Origin of the sequence: Acidovorax sp. WCS2018Noco2-16 (assembly GCF_031843945.1) — a bacterium.
GTDB lineage: Bacteria > Pseudomonadota > Gammaproteobacteria > Burkholderiales > Burkholderiaceae_C > Paracidovorax.
On record NZ_JAVTJJ010000005.1, the window covers coordinates 163565 to 188960 of the forward strand.

23 protein-coding genes are annotated in these 25396 nt (G+C 68.1%); 14 read left to right on the forward strand and 9 right to left on the reverse strand.

Annotated features, from left to right (window positions below; translation table 11 throughout):
• Nucleotides 1-51: 51 nt before the first annotated feature.
• Nucleotides 52-2145, reverse strand: coding sequence for a transketolase (gene tkt, locus RQI28_RS12985; protein ID WP_311222318.1), 2094 nt, complete (start codon nt 2143-2145; stop codon nt 52-54).
• 127 nt (nt 2146-2272) lie between these two features.
• Between tkt and speD the strand changes: the two genes are divergently transcribed.
• The gene (speD, locus tag RQI28_RS12990) at nt 2273-2668 is read left to right on the forward strand and encodes an adenosylmethionine decarboxylase (protein WP_311222319.1); all 396 of its coding nucleotides are present in this window, start codon (nt 2273-2275) and stop codon (nt 2666-2668) included.
• Nucleotides 2665-3420: a nucleotidyltransferase family protein gene (locus tag RQI28_RS12995; RefSeq protein ID WP_311222320.1), complete on the forward strand. Its 756-nt coding sequence runs from the start codon at nt 2665-2667 to the stop codon at nt 3418-3420. Before speD ends, RQI28_RS12995 begins: the two co-directional genes overlap by 4 nt.
• Before the next feature lie 75 nt (nt 3421-3495).
• On the opposite strand, the gene RQI28_RS13000 is transcribed toward RQI28_RS12995, so the two are convergent.
• Complete coding sequence (locus tag RQI28_RS13000; RefSeq protein WP_311222321.1) at nt 3496-4230, reverse strand: hypothetical protein; 735 nt, start codon at nt 4228-4230, stop codon at nt 3496-3498.
• Between the two features lie 100 nt (nt 4231-4330).
• On the opposite strand from RQI28_RS13000, the gene RQI28_RS13005 reads away from it, so the two are divergent.
• Nucleotides 4331-5734, forward strand: a complete 1404-nt coding sequence (locus RQI28_RS13005) for an aminopeptidase P N-terminal domain-containing protein (protein WP_311222322.1) — start codon at nt 4331-4333, stop codon at nt 5732-5734.
• A 207-nt stretch (nt 5735-5941) separates the two neighbouring features.
• Here the strand turns inward: RQI28_RS13005 and RQI28_RS13010 are convergent, their stop codons facing one another.
• A complete protein-coding gene (locus tag RQI28_RS13010) occupies nt 5942-7018 on the reverse strand; it encodes an alkene reductase (protein ID WP_311222323.1) in 1077 nt (358 codons plus the stop codon).
• Nucleotides 7019-7094: 76 nt separating this feature from the next.
• Nucleotides 7095-7895, reverse strand: coding sequence for an SDR family oxidoreductase (locus RQI28_RS13015; RefSeq protein WP_311222324.1), 801 nt, complete (start codon nt 7893-7895; stop codon nt 7095-7097).
• A gap of 161 nt (nt 7896-8056) precedes the next feature.
• Between RQI28_RS13015 and RQI28_RS13020 the strand changes: the two genes are divergently transcribed.
• Both RQI28_RS13020 and pyk read left to right on the forward strand, forming a co-directional pair.
• Nucleotides 8057-8581: a winged helix DNA-binding protein gene (locus RQI28_RS13020; protein ID WP_311222325.1), complete on the forward strand. Its 525-nt coding sequence runs from the start codon at nt 8057-8059 to the stop codon at nt 8579-8581.
• A 113-nt stretch (nt 8582-8694) separates the two neighbouring features.
• Nucleotides 8695-10131, forward strand: a complete 1437-nt coding sequence (gene pyk / locus RQI28_RS13025) for a pyruvate kinase (RefSeq protein WP_311222326.1) — start codon at nt 8695-8697, stop codon at nt 10129-10131.
• On the opposite strand, the gene RQI28_RS13030 is transcribed toward pyk, so the two are convergent.
• Entirely contained in the window at nt 10109-10879 is a 771-nt protein-coding gene (locus RQI28_RS13030; RefSeq protein WP_311222327.1) for a phosphatase PAP2 family protein, read from the reverse strand. The two genes, pyk and RQI28_RS13030, sit on opposite strands and share 23 nt — an antisense overlap.
• A 75-nt stretch (nt 10880-10954) precedes the next feature.
• On the opposite strand from RQI28_RS13030, the gene RQI28_RS13035 reads away from it, so the two are divergent.
• The 9 genes from RQI28_RS13035 (at nt 10955) to RQI28_RS13075 (ending at nt 21904) form a co-directional block, all read left to right on the forward strand.
• A complete protein-coding gene (locus tag RQI28_RS13035; protein WP_311222328.1) occupies nt 10955-11647 on the forward strand; it encodes a response regulator transcription factor in 693 nt (230 codons plus the stop codon).
• A 5-nt stretch (nt 11648-11652) separates the two neighbouring features.
• Nucleotides 11653-13065: a histidine kinase dimerization/phospho-acceptor domain-containing protein gene (locus RQI28_RS13040; protein WP_311222329.1), complete on the forward strand. Its 1413-nt coding sequence runs from the start codon at nt 11653-11655 to the stop codon at nt 13063-13065.
• 91 nt (nt 13066-13156) lie between these two features.
• The gene (gene fba / locus RQI28_RS13045) at nt 13157-14221 is read left to right on the forward strand and encodes a class II fructose-bisphosphate aldolase (protein ID WP_311222330.1); all 1065 of its coding nucleotides are present in this window, start codon (nt 13157-13159) and stop codon (nt 14219-14221) included.
• 251 nt (nt 14222-14472) lie between these two features.
• Entirely contained in the window at nt 14473-16077 is a 1605-nt protein-coding gene (locus tag RQI28_RS13050) for a Re/Si-specific NAD(P)(+) transhydrogenase subunit alpha (RefSeq protein ID WP_311222331.1), read from the forward strand.
• 41 nt (nt 16078-16118) lie between these two features.
• The gene (gene pntB / locus RQI28_RS13055) at nt 16119-17540 is read left to right on the forward strand and encodes a Re/Si-specific NAD(P)(+) transhydrogenase subunit beta (RefSeq protein ID WP_311222332.1); all 1422 of its coding nucleotides are present in this window, start codon (nt 16119-16121) and stop codon (nt 17538-17540) included.
• 141 nt (nt 17541-17681) lie between these two features.
• Nucleotides 17682-18227, forward strand: a complete 546-nt coding sequence (locus RQI28_RS13060) for a phenylacetic acid degradation protein (RefSeq protein WP_311222333.1) — start codon at nt 17682-17684, stop codon at nt 18225-18227.
• A 202-nt stretch (nt 18228-18429) separates the two neighbouring features.
• The gene (locus RQI28_RS13065; protein ID WP_311222334.1) at nt 18430-19149 is read left to right on the forward strand and encodes a hypothetical protein; all 720 of its coding nucleotides are present in this window, start codon (nt 18430-18432) and stop codon (nt 19147-19149) included.
• A gap of 159 nt (nt 19150-19308) precedes the next feature.
• On the forward strand, nt 19309-20991 hold the full coding sequence (locus RQI28_RS13070; RefSeq protein WP_311222335.1) for a long-chain-fatty-acid--CoA ligase: 1683 nt from the start codon (nt 19309-19311) through the stop codon (nt 20989-20991).
• 151 nt (nt 20992-21142) lie between these two features.
• Entirely contained in the window at nt 21143-21904 is a 762-nt protein-coding gene (locus RQI28_RS13075) for a 5'-methylthioadenosine/adenosylhomocysteine nucleosidase (protein ID WP_311222336.1), read from the forward strand.
• A 183-nt stretch (nt 21905-22087) separates the two neighbouring features.
• On the opposite strand, the gene corA is transcribed toward RQI28_RS13075, so the two are convergent.
• The 4 genes from corA to tsaB all read right to left on the reverse strand — a co-directional run bounded on the left by corA (nt 22088) and on the right by tsaB (nt 25284).
• On the reverse strand, nt 22088-23077 hold the full coding sequence (gene corA / locus RQI28_RS13080; protein WP_311222337.1) for a magnesium/cobalt transporter CorA: 990 nt from the start codon (nt 23075-23077) through the stop codon (nt 22088-22090).
• A 214-nt stretch (nt 23078-23291) separates the two neighbouring features.
• Nucleotides 23292-24068: a uracil-DNA glycosylase family protein gene (locus tag RQI28_RS13085; RefSeq protein WP_311222338.1), complete on the reverse strand. Its 777-nt coding sequence runs from the start codon at nt 24066-24068 to the stop codon at nt 23292-23294.
• Nucleotides 24065-24550: a ribosomal protein S18-alanine N-acetyltransferase gene (gene rimI, locus RQI28_RS13090; RefSeq protein WP_311222339.1), complete on the reverse strand. Its 486-nt coding sequence runs from the start codon at nt 24548-24550 to the stop codon at nt 24065-24067. Before rimI ends, RQI28_RS13085 begins: the two co-directional genes overlap by 4 nt.
• Nucleotides 24547-25284, reverse strand: a complete 738-nt coding sequence (tsaB, locus tag RQI28_RS13095; protein ID WP_311222340.1) for a tRNA (adenosine(37)-N6)-threonylcarbamoyltransferase complex dimerization subunit type 1 TsaB — start codon at nt 25282-25284, stop codon at nt 24547-24549. The genes rimI and tsaB overlap by 4 nt, the downstream gene beginning before the upstream one ends.
• Between the last annotated feature and the right edge of the window lie 112 nt (nt 25285-25396).

Below are 25396 nucleotides of genomic sequence, written 5' to 3' on the forward strand. Positions count from 1 at the left end.
GGAACCTGCCACGACGCGCCCGCTGACGGCGGGCGCAGCGGGCGGCAAGGATCAGGGGGCCTTCGTCTTGGCCGCGGGTTGCTTCTTCAGCCGGGCAGCGCCGATGGCCACCAGCACCGTGTCGGCCACGTTCTCGGGCGTGAAGCCGAAGTGCTTGAACAGCACGGGCGCCGGTGCCGATTCGCCGAAGGTGTCGATGCCAACCACGGCCGACACGCCGTACTTCCACCAGCCGTCGGTCGTGCCCATTTCCACAGCGATGCGCGGCACGCCGGCCGGCAGCACGCTGGCCTTGTACTTGGCGTCTTCACGGTCGAAGGTGGTGGTGCTGGGCATGGAGACCACGCGCACGGCGATCTTCTTGTCCGCCAGCAGCTTCTGCGCGGCCAGGGCCAGCTGCACTTCGGAGCCGGTGGCGATGATGACGGCTTGCGCTTTCTTCTTGATGCCCACGGCGGCGGGCTCGCTCAGCACGTAGGCGCCGCGCGAGATGTCGCCCAGGTCGCTCTTGGCCGCATAGGCCAGGTTCTGGCGCGACAGGGCCAGCACGGTGGGCTTGTCGCGGTTCGAGAGGGCCACGCTCCAGGCCACGGCGGTTTCGGCCGTGTCGCCCGGGCGCCAGACGTCCAGGTTCGGAATCAGGCGCAGGCTGGCAACGTGCTCGATCGACTGGTGCGTGGGGCCGTCTTCGCCCAGGCCGATGGAGTCGTGCGTGAACACGTGCACCACGCGCAGCTTCATCAGCGCGGCCATGCGGATGGCGTTGCGGCTGTAGTCGCTGAAGGTGAGGAAGGTGCCGCCGTAAGGGATGTAGCCGCCATGCAGCGCGATGCCGTTCATGATGGCCGCCATGCCGAATTCGCGCACGCCGTAATTGATGTGGCGCCCGCCGACCTTCACCGTCTCGGTGCCCACAGCCAACTCGGCCTGCACGACGTTACCGGCTTCGTCGAAGCGCAGCGCAGGCGTGCTTTTGGTGTTGGTGAGGTTCGAGCCGGTCAGGTCGGCCGAGCCGCCCAGCAGCTCGGGCAGTTGCGCGGTGAACGACTCCAGCGCCAGTTGCGATGCCTTGCGGCTGGCCACGGTTTCGGCCTTGGTGTGGGCGCCCACCACGGTGTCGACGGCGGTCTGCGCGAAGTGCTTGGGCAAATCGCCCGCCATGCGGCGCGTGAATTCGGCGGCCAGCTCGGGATAGGCGGCGGAGTAAGCGGCGAAGCGCTCGTTCCATTCGGCTTCGGCGGCAGTTCCAGCAGCCTTGGCGTCCCAGTCGGCATAGACCTCGGCAGGCACTTCGAACGGAGCGCTGCTCCAGCCGATGGCGTTGCGCGTCAGCGTGATCTCATCGGCGCCCAGCGGTTCGCCGTGGGCCTTGGAGGTGCCGGCGCGGTTGGGCGAGCCCTTGCCGATAGCGGTCTTGCATACGATCAGCGTGGGCTTGTCGGCGCTGGTCTTGGCGCTGGCGATGGCGGCAGCCACAGCGTCGGCATCATGGCCGTCCACTGGGCCGATCACGTTCCAGCCGCTGGCGCGCAGGCGGGCAGGCGTGTCGTCGATGAACCAGGGGGCGACCTGGCCGTCGATGGAGATGCCGTTGTCGTCGTACAGCGCGATCAGCTTGTTCAGCTTCCAGGCGCCGGCCAGCGAAATCGCTTCCTGGCTGATGCCTTCCATCAGGCAGCCGTCGCCCAAAAAGACGAAGGTGTGGTGGTCAACGATGGCGTGATCACCGCGGTTGAATTCGGTCGCCAGCAGCTTTTCAGCCAGCGCAAAGCCCACGGCATTGGTGATGCCCTGGCCCAGCGGGCCGGTGGTCGTTTCGACGCCGGGCGTGATGCCGTATTCGGGGTGGCCGGCCGTCTTGCTGTGCAACTGGCGGAAGTTCTTCAGCTCCTCGATGGGCAGCGGGTAGCCCGTCAGGTGCAGCAGCGCGTACAGCAACATCGAGCCGTGGCCGTTGGACAGCACGAAGCGGTCGCGGTCTGCCCACAGCGGGTTGGCGGGGTTGTGCTTCAGGTGCCGGCCCCACAGCGCGACGGCCATGTCGGCCATGCCCATGGGGGCGCCGGGGTGGCCGGAATTGGCCTGTTGAACTGCATCCATTGCGAGTGCGCGGATCGCATTCGCCATCTGTTGAGAATTGGCCATCGAGGGGCGGCTCCGGAAGGGGCGGTGGAAGGGGGAACCCGGCATTTTAACGGCCTGCTCCGTGGGCGCCCCGCAGCCCCTGGCGCGGGGTGCGGCATGCAGGTGCGATGCACTACAGTCCAGCCCCATGCAAGGCCTGCACCTCACCGCCGATCTTCAGGGCTGCCGCTGCGCGCCGCACTGGCTGCTGGACGCCGCAGCGCTGGCCAGCGCTTGCGCCGATGCCGTTGCCGCAGCCGGCCTGCAGGCCGTGGGGCAGCTGTTTCATACCTTTCCCGCCACCGAACACGGCCCGGGCGGCGTCACGGCCACCGTGCTGCTGGCCGAATCGCATCTGTGCGTGCACACCTGGCCCGAGCAGGGCGCCGTCACGCTGGATGTGTACGTGTGCAATTTCGGCGGCGACCATTCGCCCAAAGCCGAGGCGCTGATGGCCGCGCTGCTGGCGCTCTTCGATCCCGAACAGGTGCTGCGCCATGCCCTGCAGCGCGGCGCATTGGCATCGCACCCCGCCGCTTCATGAACCACACCGCCCAACCCCCCGCCATGCTGCTGGCCGCCGGCCGGGGCGAGCGCATGCGGCCGCTGACCGACACCACCCCGAAGCCGCTCTTGCCCGTGCAAGGCAGGCCGCTGCTGGAATGGCACCTGCGCGCGCTGCATGAGGCCGGGGTTTCACGCGCGGTGGTCAACACCGCCTGGCTGGGCGATCAGGTCAGCGAGCGGTTTTCAAGCGTTTTTGGCCTCCAGCGCTTACCAGATAAGCGCGAGCAGCTATCAATTTCATACTCGCATGAGGGCCGGGACTTCGGCGATGCGCTGGAAACCGCCGGCGGCATCGCCCGTGCGCTGCCGCTGCTGGGGCCAGTCTTCTGGCTGGCGGCGGGCGACGTGTTCGCGCCCGATTTCGTCTTTGCCGCCGAGGCCGCACAGCGCTTTGCCGCCAGCGACGCGCTGGCGCACCTGTGGCTGGTGCCCAACCCGGCGCACAACCTGCGCGGCGACTTCGGCCTGTCACAGGATGGCCTGGCGCTGAACCTGCCGGCCGACCACCCCGGGCCGCGCTACACCTACAGCACCATCGCGCTGCTGCGCGCCGACTTGTTCACCGCGCCCTGGTGCAGCATCGCGCCCGGCAACCCGCAGGGCGAGCGCGCTGCGCTGGCGCCGCTGCTGCGCCGGGCGATGGAGGCCGGCCGCGTCACCGCCGCGCTCTACACCGGCCGCTGGACGGACGTGGGCACGCCCGAACGGCTGGCCGAGCTCAACGGCTGAGCGGCCCTGGCGCACGCTCCCGGTGAGCGGAGAAGGGTCCGTTCGGGCTGAGCTTGTCGAAGCCTGGTCACGTTCTTACGAAGCCGGCTCCAGCGCGATCGGCGCGCCCGCCTCGCATTGCCGAAACAGCCACTGGCTGGGCAAGAACCGCGCGGCCGGCCCATCCGGCGGCGGCTTGCCCAGCTCGGCCTGCACGTCGTAGGCGATGTGCGGCACCTGGAACACCGCCATCTGCCCCTTCTTGCAGGCAAGGGCCGGCACCAGCCGGTTGACCACCCAGCGCTGGCCGGGCGCGTCGAAGCGGTGGATGGGGCCGATGCGCTGGTCCTGCGCCAGCTCCACCCGCAGCGGGTGCGTCTGCAGCGCGCTGGCCCACACGCCTGCCACCTGCACGGGCTGCGCAAACCGCACCGCCTCCAGCCCGTGCAGCGCCAGCGGCCGGTCGGGCTCGCCCTGGTCGAACGGGTCTTTGCGCAGGATGCGGCTGCCGGGGGGAATCACCAGTTCGCCGTATTGAAAGTCCTGCGCCAGCGTGAAACGTTCGCGGCTGGCGCGCAGCGCGGCGCTGTCTTGCCACGCCTGGCGGGCGCGCTGCGGCAGGTACAGGCGCACGGCCAGCCACACGTCGCACAGCAGCGCCAGCACGCACAGCACGGTCAACGCGCGGCGCGACAGCAGCACCTTCTGCGGCACATCCACCCAGCGCACGTAGGCGGCGTAGAGCAGCAGCGCCACGGTCAGCACCACGCCCAGCAGGGGCAGCAGCACGGCAAAGATCAGATGGAAGGTGGAAGAGATCAGGCTGGACATGGGCCAGGCAGCGTGAAGCCGTGAGTAGGTGTGCTGCGCACTGTAAGGAAATTCACCCCCGCGGTCCTGCCGTCGCCTGCATTCGGCTGAGAATAGCCGCATGACCCAGCCGACCACCGCGCCGACCACCGCGCTTTACGCCCAGCGCCGCGCCCGCCTCGCCTCCCAACTCGGTGAGGGCGGCATCGCCATCATTCCGACCGCGCCGGAGCGCTCGCGCAACCGCGACAGCGACTTTCTCTACCGGCACGACAGCTACTTCTATTACCTGACCGGCTTCACCGAACCCGGCGCCTGCCTGGTGCTGGCGGCCGACGGCACCAGCACGCTGTTCTGCCAGCCTAAAGACCTGGAACGCGAGATCTGGGATGGCTATCGCCTCGGGCCCGAGGCGGCGGTCGACACGCTGGGCGTGCAGGCCGCGCACTCCGCCGCCACGCTCGAATCTGAGCTGCCGCGCCTGCTGGAAAACCGCGCCCGCGTCTGGTACCCCTTCGCCACGCACACCGGGCTGGCCGCGCGGGTCGAAGGCTGGCTGAACCAGGTGCGCGCCCGCGTACGCTACGGCGCGCTGTGCCCGGCCGAGCAGGGCGACGTGTGCACGCTGCTCGACGAGATGCGCCTGGTGAAAGACGCGCACGAGCAGGACGTGATGCGCCGCGCCGCCGCCATCAGCGCCGAGGCGCACATCCGCGCCATGCAGTGCAGCGCCCGCATGCTGCGCGCCGGCCAGGACGTGCGTGAATACCACCTCGACGCCGAGCTGCTGCATGCTTTTCGCCGCCAGGGCTCGCAGGCCGTGGCGTACAACTCCATCGTCGCGGCGGGTGCCAACGCCTGCGTGCTGCACTACCGCGCCGACGCCGCCCCGGTGCGCGCGGGCGAGCTGGTGCTGATCGACGCCGGCTGCGAACTCGATGGCTACGCCAGCGACATCACCCGCACCTTTCCGGCGGACGGCCGCTTCACCGGCCCGCAGCGCGCGCTGTATGACCTGGTGCTGGCCAGCCAGGACGCGGCTGTTGCCGCCACCAAGGCCGGCGCGCGCTTCAACGACCCGCACGACGCCACGGTGGCCGTGCTGTCGCAGGGCCTGCTCGACCTGGGGTTGCTGGACCGCAACAAGGTCGGGTCGGCGCAGGACGTGATCGACAGCCGCGCCTACTTTCAGTTCTACATGCACCGCACCAGCCACTGGCTGGGCATGGATGTGCACGACTGCGGCAGCTATGTGGAGCCCACCGAAGTCGGCCAGACCAGCGAGCGCCGCGATCCGCTCTCGGGCGAAGCCATCACCAACCGGCCCAGCCGCATCCTGCACCCGGGCATGGTGCTGACCATCGAGCCGGGCCTCTATGTGCGGCCCGCGCCGGGCGTGCCCGAGGCGTTCCACCACATCGGCATCCGCATCGAGGACGACGCCATCGTGACCGACGCGGGTTGCGAGCTGATCACGCGCGGCGTGCCGGTGAAGGCGGATGAGATCGAAGCGTTGATGCGTTGATGCGTTGATGCGGCGCAGCGCTGGCGTGGCCCAGGCCCGCGCATCAGCGCATGCAGCTTCGCGCTATTGAATCAATAGCTGCTTGCGCTTATGGGACGGGCGCTAGAGGCCGATTTGGCTTGTATTCTGGGTGGGGCGGATCTAGCGGCTTGAATGCGCAGGCTCGTTGGGCGCCGACCAGCGCTGCGGCAGCGAGCCCCATGCGCATCAGCCGGCGAGCGTCGCGTAGTCCGTGTAGCCCTTGGCTCCGGGCGTGTAGAACGTGTCGGGTGACGGCGCGTTCAGCAGGGCATCCTTGCGCAGGCGCTCGACCAGGTCCGGGTTGGCGATGAAGCTCCGGCCGAAAGCGACGAGGTCGGCCAGGCCGTCGTCCAAAGCCTGCTGCGCACTGGCTTTGTTCTGCCCGCCCGCCAGGATGAACGGGCCATCGAATGCGGCGCGCAAGTCGGCCTTCAGCTGGGCCGGCACCGGCGGCGCGCCCAGGGCCGAATGGTCCAGCACGTGGATGTACATCAGGCCCAGCGCAGACAACTGCTTCACCAGGGCGAGGTACTGCGCCTCCACGCCCTCGAAGGCGCCAGCGCTGTTGACCACGCCGTGGGGCGACAGGCGAATGCCCACGCGTTCGGCGCCGATCTGCTGGGCGGCGGCCCGGGCGACTTCCAGCACCAGCCGGTTGCGCCCCTCGGGCGTGGCGCCATAGCCATCCGTGCGGCGATTGATGTTGGCGTTCAGGAATTGCTCGAGCAGGTAGCCGTTGGCCGCGTGCAGTTCGACGCCGTCGAAACCGGCTTCCATGGCCAGGCGCGCAGACGTGGCGTATTCGCCGGTCACTGCCTGCAGGTCGGCCTCGGTCATGGCGCGCGGTGGCGTGTGCGGCTGGGTGCCGTGCGCATCCGTCCAGATCTCGCCAGGGCAGACCTCGGCCGACGCGCTGACCACTTCGGCGCCGGCGGGCAGATTGGCCTGGTGAGACACGCGGCCGGTGTGCATGAGCTGCACGACGATCTTGCCGCCTTCAGCATGCACGGCGTCGGTCACGCGCTTCCAGCCCTGCACCTGCGCGTCGTTGAACAGGCCGGGAATGCGGGCGTAGCCCAGGCCGTTGGGCGAGGGCGATGTGCCCTCGGTGATGATCAGCCCGGCAGTGGCGCGCTGGCCGTAGTACGTGGCCATCAGGTCGTTGGGCGTGTTGGCATCGACCGCACGGTTGCGCGTGAGCGGCGACATCACCACCCGGTTCTGAAGGGGCGTGTTGCGCAGAGAGAAGGCGTCAAAAAGCATGGGCAAGTCCTGAAGGAAGGGGCAGATGGGGAATGAAGCGCGCCAAGTCCGCGCGAGGGGAAGGCGCGGGGACGTGTCAGGCGACCTGGTAACGCGGGGCGGGTTTGCCGGCCTGGCTGGCTGCGAACAGGGCGCTGCGGGCGGCGTCGTACGTGTCCCACAGACCGGCGTCGGCCACAGACGGCCAGGTGACCGATTCGCCCTGGTCCAGCCCGGCGAGCGCCGCATCGACCATGTGTTCGGTCGTCATGACGCCGTCGGGGCTGAGCGCGGACAGCGGCACGCCGGACAGATCCCACAACTCGGTGGCGGTCGATGCGGGCAGGACGACCTGGACCTTCACGCCGGTGTCGGCCAGTTCCTGCTGCAAGCCGCGGCTGTATTGCAAAACGAAGGCCTTGGTGCCGCTGTAGACCGCGCTGATGGGCAACGCGTGGATGCCCAGAACCGAAGCGATGTTGATGATCAGTCCCTGCTTGCGGGCGGAGAAAGCCGGCACCACGGCCTGGGTCAGGCGCGTGAGGGCGGTGATGTTGAGAGCGATCTGCGCCGCCGCGTCTTGCGCCGTCCTTTGCAACACGGGGCCCAGGCGGGCGATGCCGGCGTTGTTGACCAGCACCTGCAGATCGCCGTGGGTGGAGAGGATCGCTTCGACGCGCGCCAAGTCTTCGGGGCTGCTCAGGTCGGCTACCACCGGCCGGGCCTGAACGCCATGGGTCTTGATCAGCCGGGCGCAGAGGGCATCGAGGCGGTCGGCGCGGCGGGCCACCAGAATAAGATCGTAGCCACGGGCGGCAAGGCGGTCGGCATACACGGCGCCGATGCCGGCGGAAGCCCCGCTGATCAATGCGACTTTTTTGGATGGGGTCTGGCTCATAAGGGGCTCTCCGATAAAATTGAGGGCTCAACTAAATTGGTTGAGGGCTCAAATGTAGGGTTTTGCGCAGCCCTGTCGTGAATAGTGCAGCACTCAACCATTTGGAGAGTATGGGAATTACCAGCCAGTCTGTAGAGGTTTCCTCCCCGTCGAGTCCCGCCTTGGCGGACATCTCGATTCCGCCTGGCGTGCAGGTCTGCACCAACACGGCTGTGCGCCTGGCGGCTCGCCGGCTCGGCCAGCTGTACGACGAAGCGCTCGCGCCGCTGAACCTGAAGGCCACCCAGTTGGCGCTGCTCGTCGAGATTGGCAAGTTCACCCGCGCCGAAGGCCAGGCGCCCGCCTTGCAAGACCTGGCCAACCGGCTGGCCATTCAGCTGTCGGCACTGACCCATGCGTTGCGGCCGCTGGTGCGCGATGGCCTAGTGGAACTGCGCCAGGACGCGCTGGACAGGCGTACCAAACGGGCTGTGCTGACGCCCACCGGCACCAGCTTGCTGTCGCAGGCGGTGGTGCGCTGGGCCGAGGCCAACCAGCGGGTCGAGGCCGTGCTGGGCCCGGCGTCGGCGGCTAATCTGCGGGCGCTGGCCGACCAGGTGTCGTCCGACGATTTTCTGGCGGCCTACCGTGCCGATGGGCCTGCGCCGCCGCCATCCGTGGCGGACGATTCCGGCGCCGACTTCTGAGCGCCGCCCTCGCCCAGACCATGGGCTGCCCCGTGCTTTCGGTAACTCCCATGTAACCGGGCTCGTGCAAGAATTGAAACCCGATTACATCGCCCAAAGAAAGAGACATAGCCATGCAGATTCGCCGCGCTACCAAGATCGTTGCCACCCTCGGGCCGGCGTCCAGCGACCCGCAATTGCTCGAGCAGATGATCCGCGCCGGCGTCAACGTGGTGCGGCTGAACTTCAGCCACGGCAAGGCGCAGGACCACATCGACCGCGCCACGGCAGTGCGCGAGGCCGCCCAGCGGGCCGGGCGTGAAGTGGCCATCATGGCCGACCTGCAGGGCCCGAAGATCCGCGTGGGCAAGTTCGCCGAAGGCCGCGTCATGCTGCAGCCGGGCCAGCCTTTCATCCTCGACGCCTCTCGCATCGAGCCGGGTGACCAGAACGGCGTGGGGCTGGACTACAAGGAGCTGCCGCGCGACGTGAAGGCGGGCGACGTGCTGCTGCTCAACGACGGCCTGATCGTGATGGTGGTGACGGCGGTGCGTGGCGAGGAGGTGCACACCACGGTCAAGATCGGCGGCGAGCTGTCCAACAACAAGGGCATCAACAAGCAGGGCGGCGGCCTGACGGCGCCGGCGCTGACGGCCAAGGACATGGACGACATCAAGACCGCCATGAGCTTTCAGGCCGACTACGTGGCCGTAAGTTTTCCGAAAAACGCCACCGACATGGAAATGGCGCGTCAGCTGTGCAACGTGGCTGCGGCCGAATACCGCCACAAGCCGGGCCTGATCGCGAAGATCGAGCGCGCCGAAGCGGTGCCGCTGCTGGAAGAAATTTTGCGCGTGTCCGACGGCATCATGGTGGCGCGGGGCGATCTGGCGGTGGAAGTGGGCAACGCGGCCGTGCCCGCGCTGCAAAAGAAGATGATCCGCATGGCGCGCGACATGGACAAGGTCGTCATCACCGCCACGCAGATGATGGAGAGCATGATCACCAACGCCGTGCCCACCCGCGCCGAGGTGAGCGACGTGGCCAACGCCGTGCTGGACGGCACCGACGCCGTGATGCTGAGCGCAGAGACTGCCGCCGGCAAGTACCCGCTGGAGACGGTGGAAGAAATGGCCAAGATCTGCGCCGCCGCCGAGGCTGCCGAAGACCCCGAGCGCGATTCCGACTTCATCGGCCAGACCCTGGGCCGCATCGACCAGTCCATCGCCATGGGCGCGCTGTTCACGGCGCACCACCTGGGCGCCAAGGCGCTGGTGGCGCTGACCGACAGCGGCTCGACCGCGCTCTGGATGAGCCGCCACCGCATCCACATTCCGATCTATGCGCTGACCCCGAAGGTGGCCACGCAGCGCAAGATGGCCATGTACCGCAACGTGCGCCCGCTGCTGATGGACACCAGCGTGGACCGCGACACGGCGCTGGAGCAGGCCGAGGGGCACCTCAAGACCCGCAACATCGTGCAGCAGGGCGACCTCTACGTCATCACCTGCGGCGAGCCCATGGGCGCGCCGGGCGGCACCAACATGCTCAAGATCTGCCGGGCCAACTGACCGTGAGCGGGCCGGCCGCCGCCGGCACCGCTCTGCTGCAGCGCCGGCGCACGGCATCCACCGCCCAGCAGGTGGTCCAGCACAGCCAGGCCGTCCAGAGGTTGTGGCTCATGAAGTGCGCACCGCGCATTTGCTGCACCCAGCCCAGCGCCAGGCCGCCCAGCAGCGCGGCGACGAGGCAGGCGCGCGCCAGGCGGGGCGCGTCGTGCCGCCAGGCGAAGTACAGCGACAGAAAGGCGAAGCCCGCCGAGGCATGGCCACCAGGAAAGCAATGCCCGCTGCCACCGTCGCGCAGGCCCCAGCTCCAGTGCGACACATGGCGCGCCACGCCGCCGAACTGCGCCAGGTCCCACGGGCAGCTGGTGTGGCTGAACGCCTTGCCGGCGGAGACGACGGCCAGCGACAGCAGCAGCGCCACCGCCAGTGCCAGGCGGCGCGGCAGGTCGATGCGGCGCAGCGGACCCCAGGGCAGCCAGACGCCCACGATCAGCGCCGTCGCTGCCGCCCAGGCGGCCAGCCGCAGGTCGTCGTGCAGCAGCCGCGACAGCACCCAGTAGTCGCGCAGCGCAAACCCTGCGGCCGTGCCGGACCAGTGCGCCAGCCACAAGTCGAGAGAGGTCATGTCCCACAGCGCCAGCAGCACGGCGGCAACAGGAATGGCGAGCAGTGCGGTGTCGCTGCGCCAGGTGCGGGGCGCAAGGCCGGCGGCGGCAGAGGCCGACGAAATGGGCTGGAGAGGACGGGTCATGGTCGCGCACCTTAACGGCGCGTTCTTAACGCCGTCTTATGGGAGCGAAGACCACCGTGGGCCCACAATCGCCGCATGCGAATCCTGGTGGTCGAAGACGATGCCGGCATTGCCGGTGGCCTGCGCGCCACGCTGCAGCAGCGTGGCTACGCGATAGACGTGTGCGGCAGCGTGGCCGCCGCATGGAGCGCGCTGCGCATGGAGCCCTTCGCGGCGGTGCTGCTCGACCTGGGCCTGCCCGACCTGGACGGCGGCGAACTGCTGCAGCGCCTGCGCGCCAGCCCCGCGCCGCTGGCGGGCGAGCCGGCGCTGCCAGACCCGGCCACGCCGGTGATGATCCTGACCGCGCGCGACCAGGTACACCAGCGCATTGCCGGGCTGGACCTGGGCGCCGACGACTACCTGGCCAAGCCCTTCGACGTGGACGAACTGGAGGCAAGGCTGCGCGCCCTGCTGCGCCGCTCGGCCGGCCGTGCATCGCCCACGATTCGCCATGGCGAGCTGGAGGTGGATCCGGCCGCGCGCACGGTGCGACGGGCCGGCGCACTGGTGGAGATGTCGCCGCGCGAGTTTTCGGTGCTGCGCGTGTTGCTGGAGTCGCGCGGGCGCGTGCTGTCGCGCCAGCAGATCGAAGAGCGCCTGTACAGCTGGCAGACCGCGGTGGAGAGCAACGCCATCGAAGTCCACATCCACCACCTGCGCCGCAAGCTGGGCAACGACCGCATCGTCACCATGCGCGGCGTGGGTTATTTCATTCCTGCCGAGTGACGCGCATGCCTTCTGTCTCGCCCAGCACCGAAACATCCGCGCCGCCCGCAGCCCTGCTGCGCCGCCAGCCGTCCCTGACCTGGCGGTTGCTGTACTGGACGCTGGGCGCGCTGGTGCTGGTCTGGGCCAGCTTCGTCGCCATGGCCTACCAGACCGGCGTGCACGAGGCGGACGAGCTGACCGACGGTCACCTGGCCAGCGTGGCGGCCCTGCTGCTGAACCTCGCGCCCGGCTCGGTGGTGGATTCCGCACGCGCCACGCAGCGGACCGACATGCCGTGGCTGAAGGCGCACGACTACCAGCAGTCGCTCAGCGTGTCGCAGTGGGACGCCACCGGGCGCCTGCTCACCCACACCGGCAGCGCGCCGCTGCCTCCGTTCGAGGCGCCCGAGGGCTTTGCCGACCTGCAACTGGGCCAGCCTTCCGCGCCGGCCTGGCGCGCCTTCTCGCAATGGGACGCGGCCCGCGAGCGCAAGATCATGGTGCTACTGGATCTGCAGGAGCGCGACGACCTGGCCGACGACATCGCCGGGCAGATGGTCGAGCCGGGACTGTGGCTGCTGCCCGTGGTGGCGCTGGCCCTGGGGCTGGCCGTGCGACGCGGGCTGCGGCCGCTGTATTCGCTGTCGGGTGACGTGGCCGCGCTGGACGTGGCCGGCGCGCAGCGCCTGGCCGCACGCACGCCGCTGCGCGAATTCGCGCCGGTGGTGGCCTCCATCAACACGCTGCTCGACCGGCAGCAGGCGGTGCTGGAGCGAGAGCGCCGGCTGGCCAATGAGGTGGCGCACGAATTGCGCACTCCGCTGTCCTCGATCGTACTGAACGCCAATGCGTTGGCCGGCGGCCTGCCGGCCGACCAGCACGCCCAGGCGCTGGACCGCATCGCCAAGGACGCGCTGCGCGCCGGGCATGTGCTGAACCAGTTGCTGGCGCTTGCGCGCACCAGCCGCACCCGGCTGCAGGAATCGGAAACCGTGGACCTGGCGGCGCTGGCCCGCAGCGTGGGCGCCGACTACGCGCAGGCTGCCTGGGAGCACGGCGGCAGCATTGCCGTGACGGCCGAATCGAATGTCACGGTGCGGGGCAACGCGGTGCTCCTAGAACTGGCCCTGCGCAACCTGGTGGAAAACGCCCTGCGCCACACGCCCGCTGGCACACGCATCGAAGTGCAGGCCGGTCCGGCGGCCCTCCGCGCTGAAGCGGGCATGGCTGCGTGGCTGCAGGTGTGCGACGACGGCAGCCGTGCGGGCGCCGCGCCCTGCGCGCCGCCGGTGGACAGCCTGCATCTGGGCCACGAAATCGTCGCCCGCGTCGCACAGGTGCATGGCGGGCAGTTCGGGCCGGCTGCGGCCCCCGCGCCCTTCACCACCTGCTGGCGCATGACATTGGCGAATTCCGCTGACATTGCGGCCGGATAAAATCACGGGTTACCAAGCGGTTACGAAGCCTTGCGGCATCGTGGCCCCGGCCCCGCGGCCCTTCCTTCACCCCCTTTGAATGGACCCACCCATGCCTCTCGTCTCGATGCGCGAACTGCTCGACCATGCCGCTGAAAACAGCTACGGCATTCCCGCCTTCAACGTGAACAACCTGGAACAGGTCCAGGCCGTGATGGAAGCCGCCAAGGAAACCGGTGCGCCGGTGATCCTGCAGGCCAGCGCCGGCGCACGCAAATATGCCGGCGAAGCGTTCATCAAGCATCTGATTCAGGCTGCGGTCGAGGCCTACCCGAACATTCCGCTGGTCATGCACCAAGACCACGGCCAGAGCCCCCTCATCTGCCAGGGCGCCATCGACCTGGGCTTCGGCTCGGTGATGATGGACGGCTCGCTGCGTGAAGACGGCAAGACCCCGGCCGACTTCGACTACAACGTCGACGTGACCCGCCGCGTGGTGGAAATGGCGCACAAGGTCGGCGTGACGGTCGAAGGCGAGCTCGGCTGCCTGGGCAACCTGGAAACCGGCGAAGCTGGCGAGGAAGACGGCATTGGCGCCGACGTGAAGCTCGACCACAGCCAGATGCTGACCGACCCGGAAGAAGCCGCTACTTTCGTCAAGGCCACCCAGCTGGACGCGCTGGCCATCGCCATCGGCACCAGCCACGGCGCCTACAAGTTCAGCCGCAAGCCCACCGGCGACATCCTGGCCATCAGCCGCGTGAAAGAAATTCACCAGCGCATTCCCAACACCCACCTGGTGATGCACGGCTCCTCGTCGGTGCCGGCCGAGCTGCTGGCGATCATCAATCAGTACGGCGGCAAGATGAAGGAAACCTACGGCGTGCCGGTGGAGGAGATCCAGGAAGCTATCAAGCACGGCGTGCGCAAGATCAACATCGACACCGATATCCGCCTGGCGATGACCGGCGCGGTGCGCAAGTTCCTGTTCGAGAACCCCGACAAGTTCGACGCACGCGAGTGGCTCAAGCCCGCCCGCGAAGCCGCCAAGCAGGTCTGCAAGCAGCGCTATATCGAGTTCGGCTGCGAAGGCCAGGGTGCCAAGGTCCGGGGCCACAACCTGCAGGTGATGGCCCAGCGCTACGCCAAGGGCGAACTCTCCCAGGTCGTCAACTGAGAACCTTTTTGCGATCTCCCTGCGAGATCGCAAACCAGTTCTGAGGGCACATGCGCCTTCTCTTGCAAACCGGCAGCCTTCGCGCTGCCGGTTTTGCTTTGTGGGACATTCCCCATGTCCCGTGGGTGCGCAATCGTGCAGGATGCGTCTCCATGCAAGCTCATCGCCCGGCAACGCCGTACGAAGAGCGTGCGCTTTGTGCCGCCCCCATACCGCCCCGTACGGGAGGGCCACATTCCAGGAGACCTTCCATGCAAGCGAGCACCACCCCCACAGCGCAGCGCATAGGCGTCGCGCGGGAAACCTTTGCCGGCGAAAAGCGGGTGGCCACGGTGCCCGATGCGGTCGAAAAGCTCGTTCAACTGGGTTTCTCGGTGGCCATCGAGACCGGTGCGGGCGATGCGGCCCAGTTCAGCGATGACGCCTACCGCGCCGCTGGCGCCGAGGTTTTGCCCGACGCCGCTGCCCTGTGGGCGGCATCGGACATCGTCCTGAAGGTGCGCCCGCCCAGCGCCGACGAGGTGGGGCTGATGCGTGCAGGCGGCACGTTGATCGGTTTCGTCTGGCCGGCGCAGCACCCGGCGCTGATGGCGCAACTGGCCGAGAAGGGCGCCACGGTGCTGGCCATCGACTGCCTGCCGCGCACGCTGAGCCGCGCGCAGAAAATGGATGCGCTGACCTCCACGGCGAGTGTGTCCGGCTACCGCGCCGTGATCGAGGCGGCCAACGCCTTCGGCCGCTACTTCAACGGCCAGATCACTGCCGCCGGCAAGGTGCCGCCGGCCAAGGTGTTCATTGCCGGTGCCGGCGTGGCCGGGCTGGCCGCCATCGGCACGGCAGCGAACCTGGGCGCCATCGTGCGCGCCAACGACACGCGTGCCGAGGTGGCCGACCAGGTCAAGTCGCTGGGTGGCGAGTTCGTCAAGGTCGACTACGAGGAAGACGGCGCGGGCGGCGGTGGCTACGCCAAGGTGATGAGCGAGGGCTTCCAGGCCGCGCAGCGCCAGATGTATGCGCAGCAGGCCCGGGAGGCGGACATCATCATCACCACGGCGCTGATCCCCGGCAAACCCGCACCCCAACTCATCACGGCTGAGATGGTGCAGTCCATGAAGCCCGGCAGCGTCATCGTGGACATGGCAGCCGAACAAGGCGGCAACTGCGAGCTCACGGTGCCTGGCGAGGCCGTGGTGCGCCACGGCGTGACGCTCATCGGCTACACCGATCTGCCTTCCCGCCTGGCCCGCCAGTCGTCCACGCTGTATGCCACCAACCTGCTGCGCCTGGTCGAGGAGCTGTGCAAAGCCAAGGATGGCCAGGCCGTGGTCAACATGGAGGACGACGCGATCCGCGGCCTCACGGTCATCAAGGACGGTACCGTGACCTGGCCAGCGCCGCCGCTCAAGGCCGCCCCCGTGCCAGCGCCCAAGCCGGCCACGCCCGTGGCGGACAAGAAGGCCGGCCACGGCCATGGCAGCAGCGCCCCGCTGCCAGCCAAGACGCTGGCCATCCTCTTTGCATGCGCAGCACTGGCCTTCTGGTTCATCGGCGCCTACGCGCCCGCCGCGTTCCTGGGCCACTTCACGGTGTTCGTGCTGGCCTGCTTCATCGGCTACATGGTGGTGTGGAACGTCAAGCCCGCGCTGCACACGCCGCTGATGAGCGTCACCAACGCCATATCCAGCATCATCGCCATTGGTGCGCTGGTACAGATCTCGCCGCCGCAGGCCGGGGTGAACGGGCGACCTGACGGACTGATCCTGTGGCTGGCCTTTGCCGCATTGGTGCTCACGGCCATCAACATGTTCGGCGGCTTCGCGGTCACGCGGCGCATGCTGGCCATGTTCCGCAAATAACGACAAGAAACGACAAGAACAAAGAGAGGGAGACCCGCACCATGTCCCAAAGTCTTGCTACGGTGGCCTATCTCGGCGCTGCCATTTTGTTCATCCTGAGTCTGGGCGGGCTTTCCAACCCTGAGACGTCGCGCCGCGGCAACCTGTTTGGCATGGTGGGCATGGCGCTGGCCGTGCTGGCCACGGTGTTCGGCCCGCGTGTCGGCCCCTCCGGCGTCGCCTGGATCGTCGGGGCTCTGGTGATCGGCGGCGGCATCGGCCTGTATGCCGCCAGGGCCGTGAAGATGACGCAGATGCCCGAGCTGGTCGCACTCATGCACAGCCTGGTCGGCCTGGCGGCCTGCCTGGTGGGTTTTGCCAGCTACGTGGACACGTCGGCTCCGCTTCAGGGCGCCGAAAAGACCATCCATGCGTTGGAGGTCTACGTCGGCATCCTGATTGGCGCGGTGACCTTCTCGGGTTCGTTGATCGCCTTCGGCAAGCTCAATGGCCGCATCGGCGGCAAACCATTGCTGCTGCCCGCGCGCCACTGGATCAACTTGGCCGCGCTGCTGACGGTGGTGTGGTTCGGCCGCGCCTTCCTGCAGGCCGACACCGTGGCCGATGGCATGGTGCCGCTCGCGGTGATGACGGCCATCGCGCTGCTGTTCGGCGTGCACATGGTCTTGGCCATCGGCGGGGCTGACATGCCGGTGGTGGTTTCCATGCTCAACAGCTATTCGGGCTGGGCGGCGGCGGCCACGGGCTTCATGCTCGGCAACGACCTGCTGATCGTCACCGGCGCGCTGGTCGGCTCGTCGGGCGCCATCCTCAGCTACATCATGTGCACCGCGATGAACCGCAATTTCATCAGCGTGATCGCGGGCGGCTTCGGCACGGGCGGCGGCTCAGCGGCCAAGAAGGGTCAGGCCGGCGATAGCGCCGAGCCGCAGGGCGAAGTCCAGCCCGTGAGTGCCGCCGACACCGCGGCGCTGCTGCGCGAGGCCCAGAGCGTCGTCATCGTGCCCGGCTACGGCATGGCCGTGGCCCAGGCGCAGCACACCGTCAACGACATCACCCGCACCTTGCGCGACCGAGGCGTGAGCGTGCGCTTCGCCATCCACCCCGTGGCCGGCCGCATGCCGGGCCACATGAACGTGCTGCTGGCCGAGGCCAAGGTGCCCTATGACATCGTGATGGAGATGGACGAGATCAACGACGACTTCCCCGAGACCGACGTGGCCATCGTCATCGGCGCCAACGACATCGTGAACCCCGCCGCGCAGGACGACCCGGCCAGCCCCATCGCCGGCATGCCGGTGCTGGAGGTCTGGAAGGCGAAGACCTCCATCGTCATGAAGCGCAGCATGGCGTCCGGCTACGCCGGCGTGGACAACCCGCTGTTCTACAAGGACAACAACCGCATGCTCTTCGGCGATGCCAAGAAGATGCTGGACGAAGTGCTCGCCACGCTCAAAGCCTGAGCGGCACCATTTGTTGAGGACTTTGGTGCCGGTCTGCACGCCAGCACCACCAATGTCCGCCTCCCCTGCGCCGCAACCTGCATAATTTTCGGGGCGGCATGGCCGCTACCCATCAACCAACAGATGAAGAGAGGGCGCGCCATGGGGGTCATTCTGCAAATCCTGGGTTTGGTCATCACCTTCACCATGGCCATGGAGGCGCTGCGGCGCTTTGGCATCGACGTGGGGTGGCTCAATCCGCTCACCTTCTTTCACCGGCGTGCCTGGAAGAAGAAGGTCAACACGCCGCCGCTGTATGCCCTGGACCACCCCGTGGACGTGGTCGCGGTGCTGGCGCTGGCGACGGTGCAGACCACGGGCCTGGTCACCGCACAGCAAAAGAGCGGCGTGCAGGCGCTGCTGAGCCAGCACCTGGGTCTGTCCGATGCCGACGCCAGCGGACTGTGCGTTGCGAGTGCCCACATGCTGCGCAACCGTCCGCTGGCCGTGTCCGAACTGCCTGCGGTGCTGGAGCGCAGCGCCGACCGTTTCACTGACTACCACCTGCAGACGCTCAAGACCATCCTGCGGTCTGCCGCCCTGATCGAGCCGCCCGTCAATGCAGCGCAGCAGGAGCTCATGGACGCCGTAGATGCATATTTCGACAACAAGAAGGCCGCCCAACAGCCGTGGGCCTCGGGCCGCTGATTGGCGAGGCACGAGCCCGGTGGCGCAGGAAACGCCCCGGGCTTTTCAGCTCCGGCGTGGTGGCGGCGGGATCAGGTAACCTTCCGGCCCATCGAGCGAACATGCCGGCGGAACCGCTCTGCCCGTATCCACCGCTGCCCGTGCCACCTGTGTGCCATGCGGCTGTGGCCCGCAAAAGCTCCGACCAACGAGGATCGTTTTCATGCCCCTGTCTTTCCGTGCCGGCCGCGCCGCGCTGACCCTGATTGCCGCACTGACCCTGGCCGCCTGCGCGCCGCTGCAGCCCGACCTTCCGCGCGTGGGCCGTGCCCAGCTCGAGTTGCCGCCGGGCGCAGCGTGGGAGCCGCTGGGCGGCGGCAACGAAGTCATCGACGTGCTGCCTGACGACACCTCCAACGACATTCCACTCAGCATGGTGGCCCTGGGCCTGCGCGGTCCGGCCAAAGAGTTGCTGGCCGTGATGCTGGTGCAGACCAACAGCTCCAACTACCTTCGCGACACCACCTTCTGGACGGCGCCGTGCCCGCGCCAAGAAGGCGTGGAGGTGCAGGACGCCACGCAAGGCAGCCCCGTTCGCGTCGACTGCCTGCGCTACAAGCGCCGGGCCGACACCGCCAACTACCTGGGCGAGAACCGGCCGGGCGTTGCCGCGTGGATGGCGCGCCACAAGATCGAGCTGCCCAAGCCGTACTCGCACACCTTGTTCCGCTATGCCGGCACGGGCGGCGCCTACATCGCGGTAGACGTGGTGGCCGACCAACGCCTGCTGCGCCCTGACACGCGCACCAACGAAGAATTTCTGCACGCCGGACGGCCCGCGCTGGCCTGGGGCGAGCGCCTGGCCGAGGCTGCGCGCCTGAGCACCGGCATGATGGACGGCCGCTTCGTCGTGCCGCCCTTCCCCTACACGGTGCCCCGGTAAGCAGATCCCCCGGTGGGGCGCGTGACTACCATGACCTCTGGGCTGGGCGCGGCCGGAACACCCGGCCAGCGCTAGCGAAAGTACCGACGCGCCCAAGCGGCGGGCGCAGAGACAATGCGCAGGTTCCTTTGTGACTAGAAGTAAATTGGAGAGACAAGCATGACCGACCGACCGTGGCTCGCCGCCTATCCGCAAGGGGTGCCCGCCGACATCGACGCATCCCAATACCCATCGCTGGTTGCGTTGATGGATGAGGCCTTCCGCCAGTACGCAGACCGCGTTGCCTACAGCTTCATGGGCCGTGACGTGACCTACGCCGAGACCGACGCGCAAAGCCGCGACTTGGCCGCGTATCTGCAGGGGCTGGGCCTGGTCAAGGGCGACCGTGTCGCGCTGATGATGCCCAACGTGCCGCAATACCCCGTGGCCGTGGCCGCCGTGCTGCGCGCCGGCTTTGTGGTGGTCAACGTGAACCCGCTCTACACGCCACGCGAACTGGAACACCAGCTCAAGGATTCAGGCGCCAAGGCCATCGTCATCATTGAGAACTTCGCCCACGTGCTGCAGGCCTGCATCGCACAGACGCAGGTCAAGCACGTGGTGCTGGCGACCATGGGCGACCGGCTGGGGTTCCTCAAGGGCCTGGTCGTCAACTACGTGGTGCGCAACGTCAAGAAGCTGGTGCCTGAGTTCCAGCTGCCCGGCGCGGTGCGCTTCAACGACGCACTGGCCAAGGGTGCAGGCGGCCCGAAGCTGGTGGTGCCCGCCATCCAGCCGGATGACGTGGCCCTGCTGCAGTACACGGGCGGCACCACCGGTGTGTCGAAGGGCGCCGTGCTGCTGCACCGCAACGTGATCGCCAACGTGCTGCAGTCCGAAGCCTGGAACGCCCCCGTGATGGCCAAGGTACCGGCGGGCGAGCAGCCCACCAGCGTGTGCGCGCTGCCGCTCTATCACATCTTCGCGTTCACCGTGAACATGATGCTGTCGCTGCGCACGGGCGGCAAGACCATCCTCATCCCCAACCCGCGCGACCTGGCCGCTGTGCTCAAGGAGCTGTCGAAGCACACCTTCCACAGCTTTCCTGCCGTCAACACGCTGTTCAACGGGCTGGCCAACCATCCTGATTTCAACATCGTGAACTGGAAGAACCTGCGCGTGTCCGTCGGCGGCGGCATGGCGGTGCAGGGCGCCGTGGCCAAGCTGTGGCTGGAAAAGACCGGCTGCCCGATCTGCGAAGGCTACGGCCTGTCGGAGACCAGCCCCTCGGCCAGCTGCAACCCGGTGACGGCGACGCAGTTCACCGGCACCATCGGCGTGCCGATTCCCAGCACGCTCATGAAGCTGATCGACGACGAAGGCAACGACGTTGTCGGCGTCGGCCGGCCGGGCGAGATCGCCATCAAGGGCCCGCAGGTCATGGCCGGCTACTGGCAGCGGCCGGACGAAACAGCCAAGGTGATGACGGCGGACGGCTACTTCCGCTCCGGCGACATCGGCGTGATGGACGAGCGCGGCTACTTCAAGATCGTGGACCGCAAGAAGGACATGGTGCTGGTCAGCGGCTTCAACGTCTACCCCAACGAGGTGGAAGAAGTCGTCGCCATGCTGCCCGGCGTGCTGGAATGCGCCGTGGTGGGCGTGCCCGACGAGAAGACCGGCGAGGCCGTCAAGCTGGTCATCGTCAAGAAAGACCCGACGCTCACGGAAGCCCAGGTCAAGGAATTCTGCAAGGCCAACCTCACCGGCTACAAGCAACCGCGCGTGATCGAGTTCCGCACCGATCTGCCCAAGACGCCGGTCGGCAAGATCCTGCGGCGCGAGCTGCGCGACAAGAAGTGACCATCCCCCTGAGCGGCTGGGCCGCGCCCCCGTTCTCTTGTGGCGCTACGCGCATCGGGACGGTGGGCGACGCCAGCGCCGGCACAGTGTCTTGGCGGACTTTGCGCAGCGTCCGCTGGCGTGGTGTGCGCTGGGTTCACAGTTATCACCCATGACCACGGCCATCCTCAGCGCATTGCCCGATGAACAGGCGGGGCTGGCCGCCGCGCTGGGGCATGCCCGCCGCACCGTCCACGCCGGGCGCATGTTCTGGCAGGGCTCTTTGCACGGGCATGACGTGGTGCTGGCGCTGTCGGGCATCGGCAAGGTGGCCGCGGCCACCACGGCCACGGCCCTCATCGAACGCTTCGGCGTAGCGCGCATCGTCTTCACCGGCGTGGCCGGTGGCCTGGGTGAAGAAGTAGCGGTGGGCGACGTGGTGGTGGCGCACGACTTCGTGCAGCACGACATGGACGCATCGCCGCTTTTTCCGCGCTGGGAAGTGCCCGGCTACGGCCGCACGCGCTGGGGCTGCGACGCCGCACTCACTGCACTGCTGGCCCATGCCGTCGATGCCTGCCTGCAGCGCATGCCGGCGCCGCTGAATGCGGGCGGCAACGACCACCTGGCCTTGCGTGCACCACGCCGGCACACCGGCCTGGTGGCCAGCGGCGACGTCTTCGTGGGCACCGCGGCCGGCGCACACACCCTGCGCACATCGCTGGCCCAGGCCGGCCACGAGGTGCTGGCCGTGGAAATGGAAGGCGCCGCCGTGGCCCAGGTCTGCGCTGACTACGGCGTGCCCTTTGCCGCCATGCGCACCATCTCCGACCGCGCCGACGACACCGCCCACGTCGACTTCGCCCGCTTCGTCACCGAAGTCGCCAGCCGCTACGCCGACGAGGCCATCGGCGAATTCATGCAAGTGCTATAAATATAATAGCTGCTTGCGCTTGATGGATAAGCGCTAGAGGCCGATTTGGCTATAAAACTGCCGGGCTTCGACCACTCTCATCACAAGGCATGCCTTCGCCAGCAGACGCCGCAGAACCGGCTTCGCCGGGCTGAAGGCGTCGTCCCCCTCCGGGGGAAGGCGCGCCAGCGCCTCAGGGGGGCGTCACTTCAACCAGCCGCGCTTGCGGAAGTACCACATCGGCCCCACCGCGCTGAAGACCATCAACCCCAGCACATACGGATAGCCGGCCGCGCCCAGCAGCTGCAGTTCCGGGAACTGCATGTTCATGCCGTACACGCTCGCGATCAGCGTGGGCGGCAGCAGCGCGACGCTGGCCACCGAGAAGATCTTGATGATCTTGTTCTGGTTGATGTTGATGAAGCCGACCGTGGCGTCCATCAGGAAGTTGATCTTGTCGAACAGAAACGCCGTGTGGTTGTCCAGCGATTCGATGTCGCGCAGGATCTGCCGGGCTTCTTCGAACTGCTCGGCGTTGAGCATCTTGCTGCGCATCATGAAGCTCACCGCGCGGCGCGTGTCCATCACGTTGCGGCGAATGCGGCTGTTCAGGTCTTCCTGCCGGGCAATGGCGGCCAGCACCTCGCCGGCGCGTGCGTCGGTCACGTCGCCGGCCAGCACCTGGTTGCTGACGTCCTTGAGCTCGTCGTAGATGTTTTCCAGCGTGTCGGCGGAATATTCGGCGTCGGCGTCGAAGAGCTTGAGCAGCACTTCCTTGGCGTCTTCGATCAGCCCGGGCGCCCGGCGCGCACGCATGCGCAGCAGGCGAAAGACCGGCACGTCTTCGTCGTGGATGGAAAACAGCACGCCTTTGCTCTTGAGCGTGTCGTTGACCAGGTTCAGGATGAAAGCCACGCGGACTGAGCGTGGGTCCTCGTCGTCGTCGATCAGAAAGTCGCTGCGAATGTGCAGCTCGCCGTTGTCTTCTTCGTAGAAGCGGGCGGATTCCTCGATGTCCTCGTCCATCGCGTCTTCGGGGATGGACAGGCCGTAGTGCTGCTTGATCCAGCGTTTTTCTTCCAGCGTGGGCGACTCCAGATCGACCCAGATGGGCTGGAACTGCGCGAGTTCTTCCAGGGATTCGATTTCTTCCTGGACCAGCCGGCCGTTGGCGAGCGAAAAGATGTTGAGCATGGGCTCACTCCCGGTGTGTTCTTTGGCGTCTGCGAAGGGGGCGGGGTACGCTTTCAACCCCGCGGCAGGTGGCCGGCCAGGAGCTGAAAGCTACCAACTAGGGTAGGTTTCCATGAGGGCGTTCTCTATTTCTCTGAAGTGAAGCAAAGCGGCGAATTATGGCACCGCCCACGCGCCTTTTGCCGGCCGCGCGGGTGGCCCGCAACGGGTGATTTCAGGCCGCGCCGCGCACCAGGGCCAGCGCCCGGCACAGGTCGGCCCAGGCGCCGGCCTTGGCGTCAGGGGCGCGCAGCAGGTAAGCCGGGTCGTAGCTCACCACGGCCGGCACGCGTAGGTCGCCCGGGCCTTCCAGCGACTGCACGCCCGCGCGCAGGCGGCCCAGCGGTTCGCGGCTGCCCAGCACCGCGCGTGCGGCGCCCAGGCCCAGCACCAGCACCAGCGCAGGGCGCAACTGCTCCAGGGCCTGCGCCATGCCGTCGGCCGGCTCGGCGTGGCCTTCGGCAGGAATGGCCGCAGCCCGTGCCAGCGTGGCGATGTGGGTGCGCGGTTGCCGGTGCAACTGCATCGCGCGCAGCATGTTGTCCAGCAATCGGCCCGCATCGCCTTGCAGCGGCTGGCCGGGCGTGGCGCTTTCCACCACCACCAGCCAGCCCGCGCCCAGCCCGGCCGGTGTGGCGGCAGGGTCGGCCTGCGGATAGGCGGCTGTGGGCGCATGCCAGACCAGGCCCTGGGTGGAGCCCGCGGCGGCAGCCGCCGGTGCGGGGGCTGCGGGCGGCGGCGCGGGGTGTGGCGCCGCCGTTCGCGCAGCGGGGGCAGCCACTGCGGCGACCGGCGCCGGAGCGGGCGTGAAGCGCGGTGCCGCACCCGCAACCGGTGCGGCTGCGATGGGGGGCGCCACGGCCTCGGCATGCACCGCTGGCAGAGGGGCCCAGACGGCGATCCCCATTTCCTGCAGCATGGCGCGTTGGCGGGCGTCGAGGTCCAGGCTCATAGTTTCAGGCTCATCACGATGGCGTCCTCGCGCTGGTCGGCGTGGGCGGGGTAATAACGTTTGCGCTCGCCCACCACTTGGTAGCCGTGGGCTTCATAGATCTGCCGGGCGCGCAGGTTGCTCACACGCACTTCCAGCCACAGCCATTGCGCCTGCTGCCCGCGCGACCACAGTGCCAGCGCGTCGAGCATTACCCGCGCCCAGCCCTGGTGCTGGAAGGTGGGCGCCACGGTGATGTTGAGCAGATGAATCTCGTCCACGCCGCGCATGGCGACGAAGTAGCCGATCAGCGTGTCGCCCGCCATCAGCAGCTGCGTCTGGTAGCCGGCGGCCATGGCGTCGATGAAGTTGCCGCGCGTCCAGGGGTGGGTGTAGGCGGCCGCTTCGACCTTCAGCAGCGTGTCCAGATGCTGCACCGACAGTGCCTCGAAGCGCGCCTCGACGGCGGGCCTGGCCGCGGTAGGGCGTGGCAGGGCGCTCATGTCGGCAATCCGTTGCCAGGTACTGCAGCTGCTGGGGCCGCTGCCGCACGCTTGATGGCGGCGCGTTCTTCGGTGGTTTGTGCCACCTTGTCGCGGATGTAGCGCGGCAGCGCCGCCTGAGCGGGCAATGCGGCGCCGCCCTGCAGCAGCGCCGGCGCCAGCCGCAGCAGGGCGGCGGCCGTGGGCAGCGCATGCACGTGCGGCGCGCCCGGCGCCAGGCGCTCGCCATACGCCGCCAGGGCATTGCCAGCCACCGTGAAACCGTCAGGCACCACCAGCGCTTGCGGTGCGCACAGGGTGAAGTCGGCCGGCGCCAGCCAGTGGCCGCCTGCCTGCCATTCGAATGCGGCGGCGTAGACCTCGTCCATGCGCGCGTCCAGCACGGCCAGCACCTGCGTGCAGCCATGGTCGGCGCGGGCCTGCTCGGCCACCGCCAGCAGGGTGTCGACCGGCAGCACCGGCACAGCCAGGCCGCCCCGTGCACCGAAAGCCAGCCCCTGCGCCACCGCGCACGCGGTACGCAGTCCGGTGAACGAGCCCGGGCCACGGCCGAAGACGACTGCATCCAGCATGTCGAAGCTCAGCCCAACATCGGCCATCAACGACCGGATCGCAGGAATCAACGTGGCCGACGCCTGGGCGCCGCCCGGCCCCCGGTGTTCGCGCACCTGCGCGCCGCGCTGGACGGCGATGGACAAGGTGTCGGTGCTGGTGTCGAAGGCAAGCAGGTGCATGGGGGAAGGGGCTGGCCCCGTTCTCGGAATGACGAAAGCGGGCGGAAAGGCTGGGAAGGCAGCCGCCGATTATCGGCGTGCAGCCAGGGGCCAAGGCATCAAGAGGCGAACG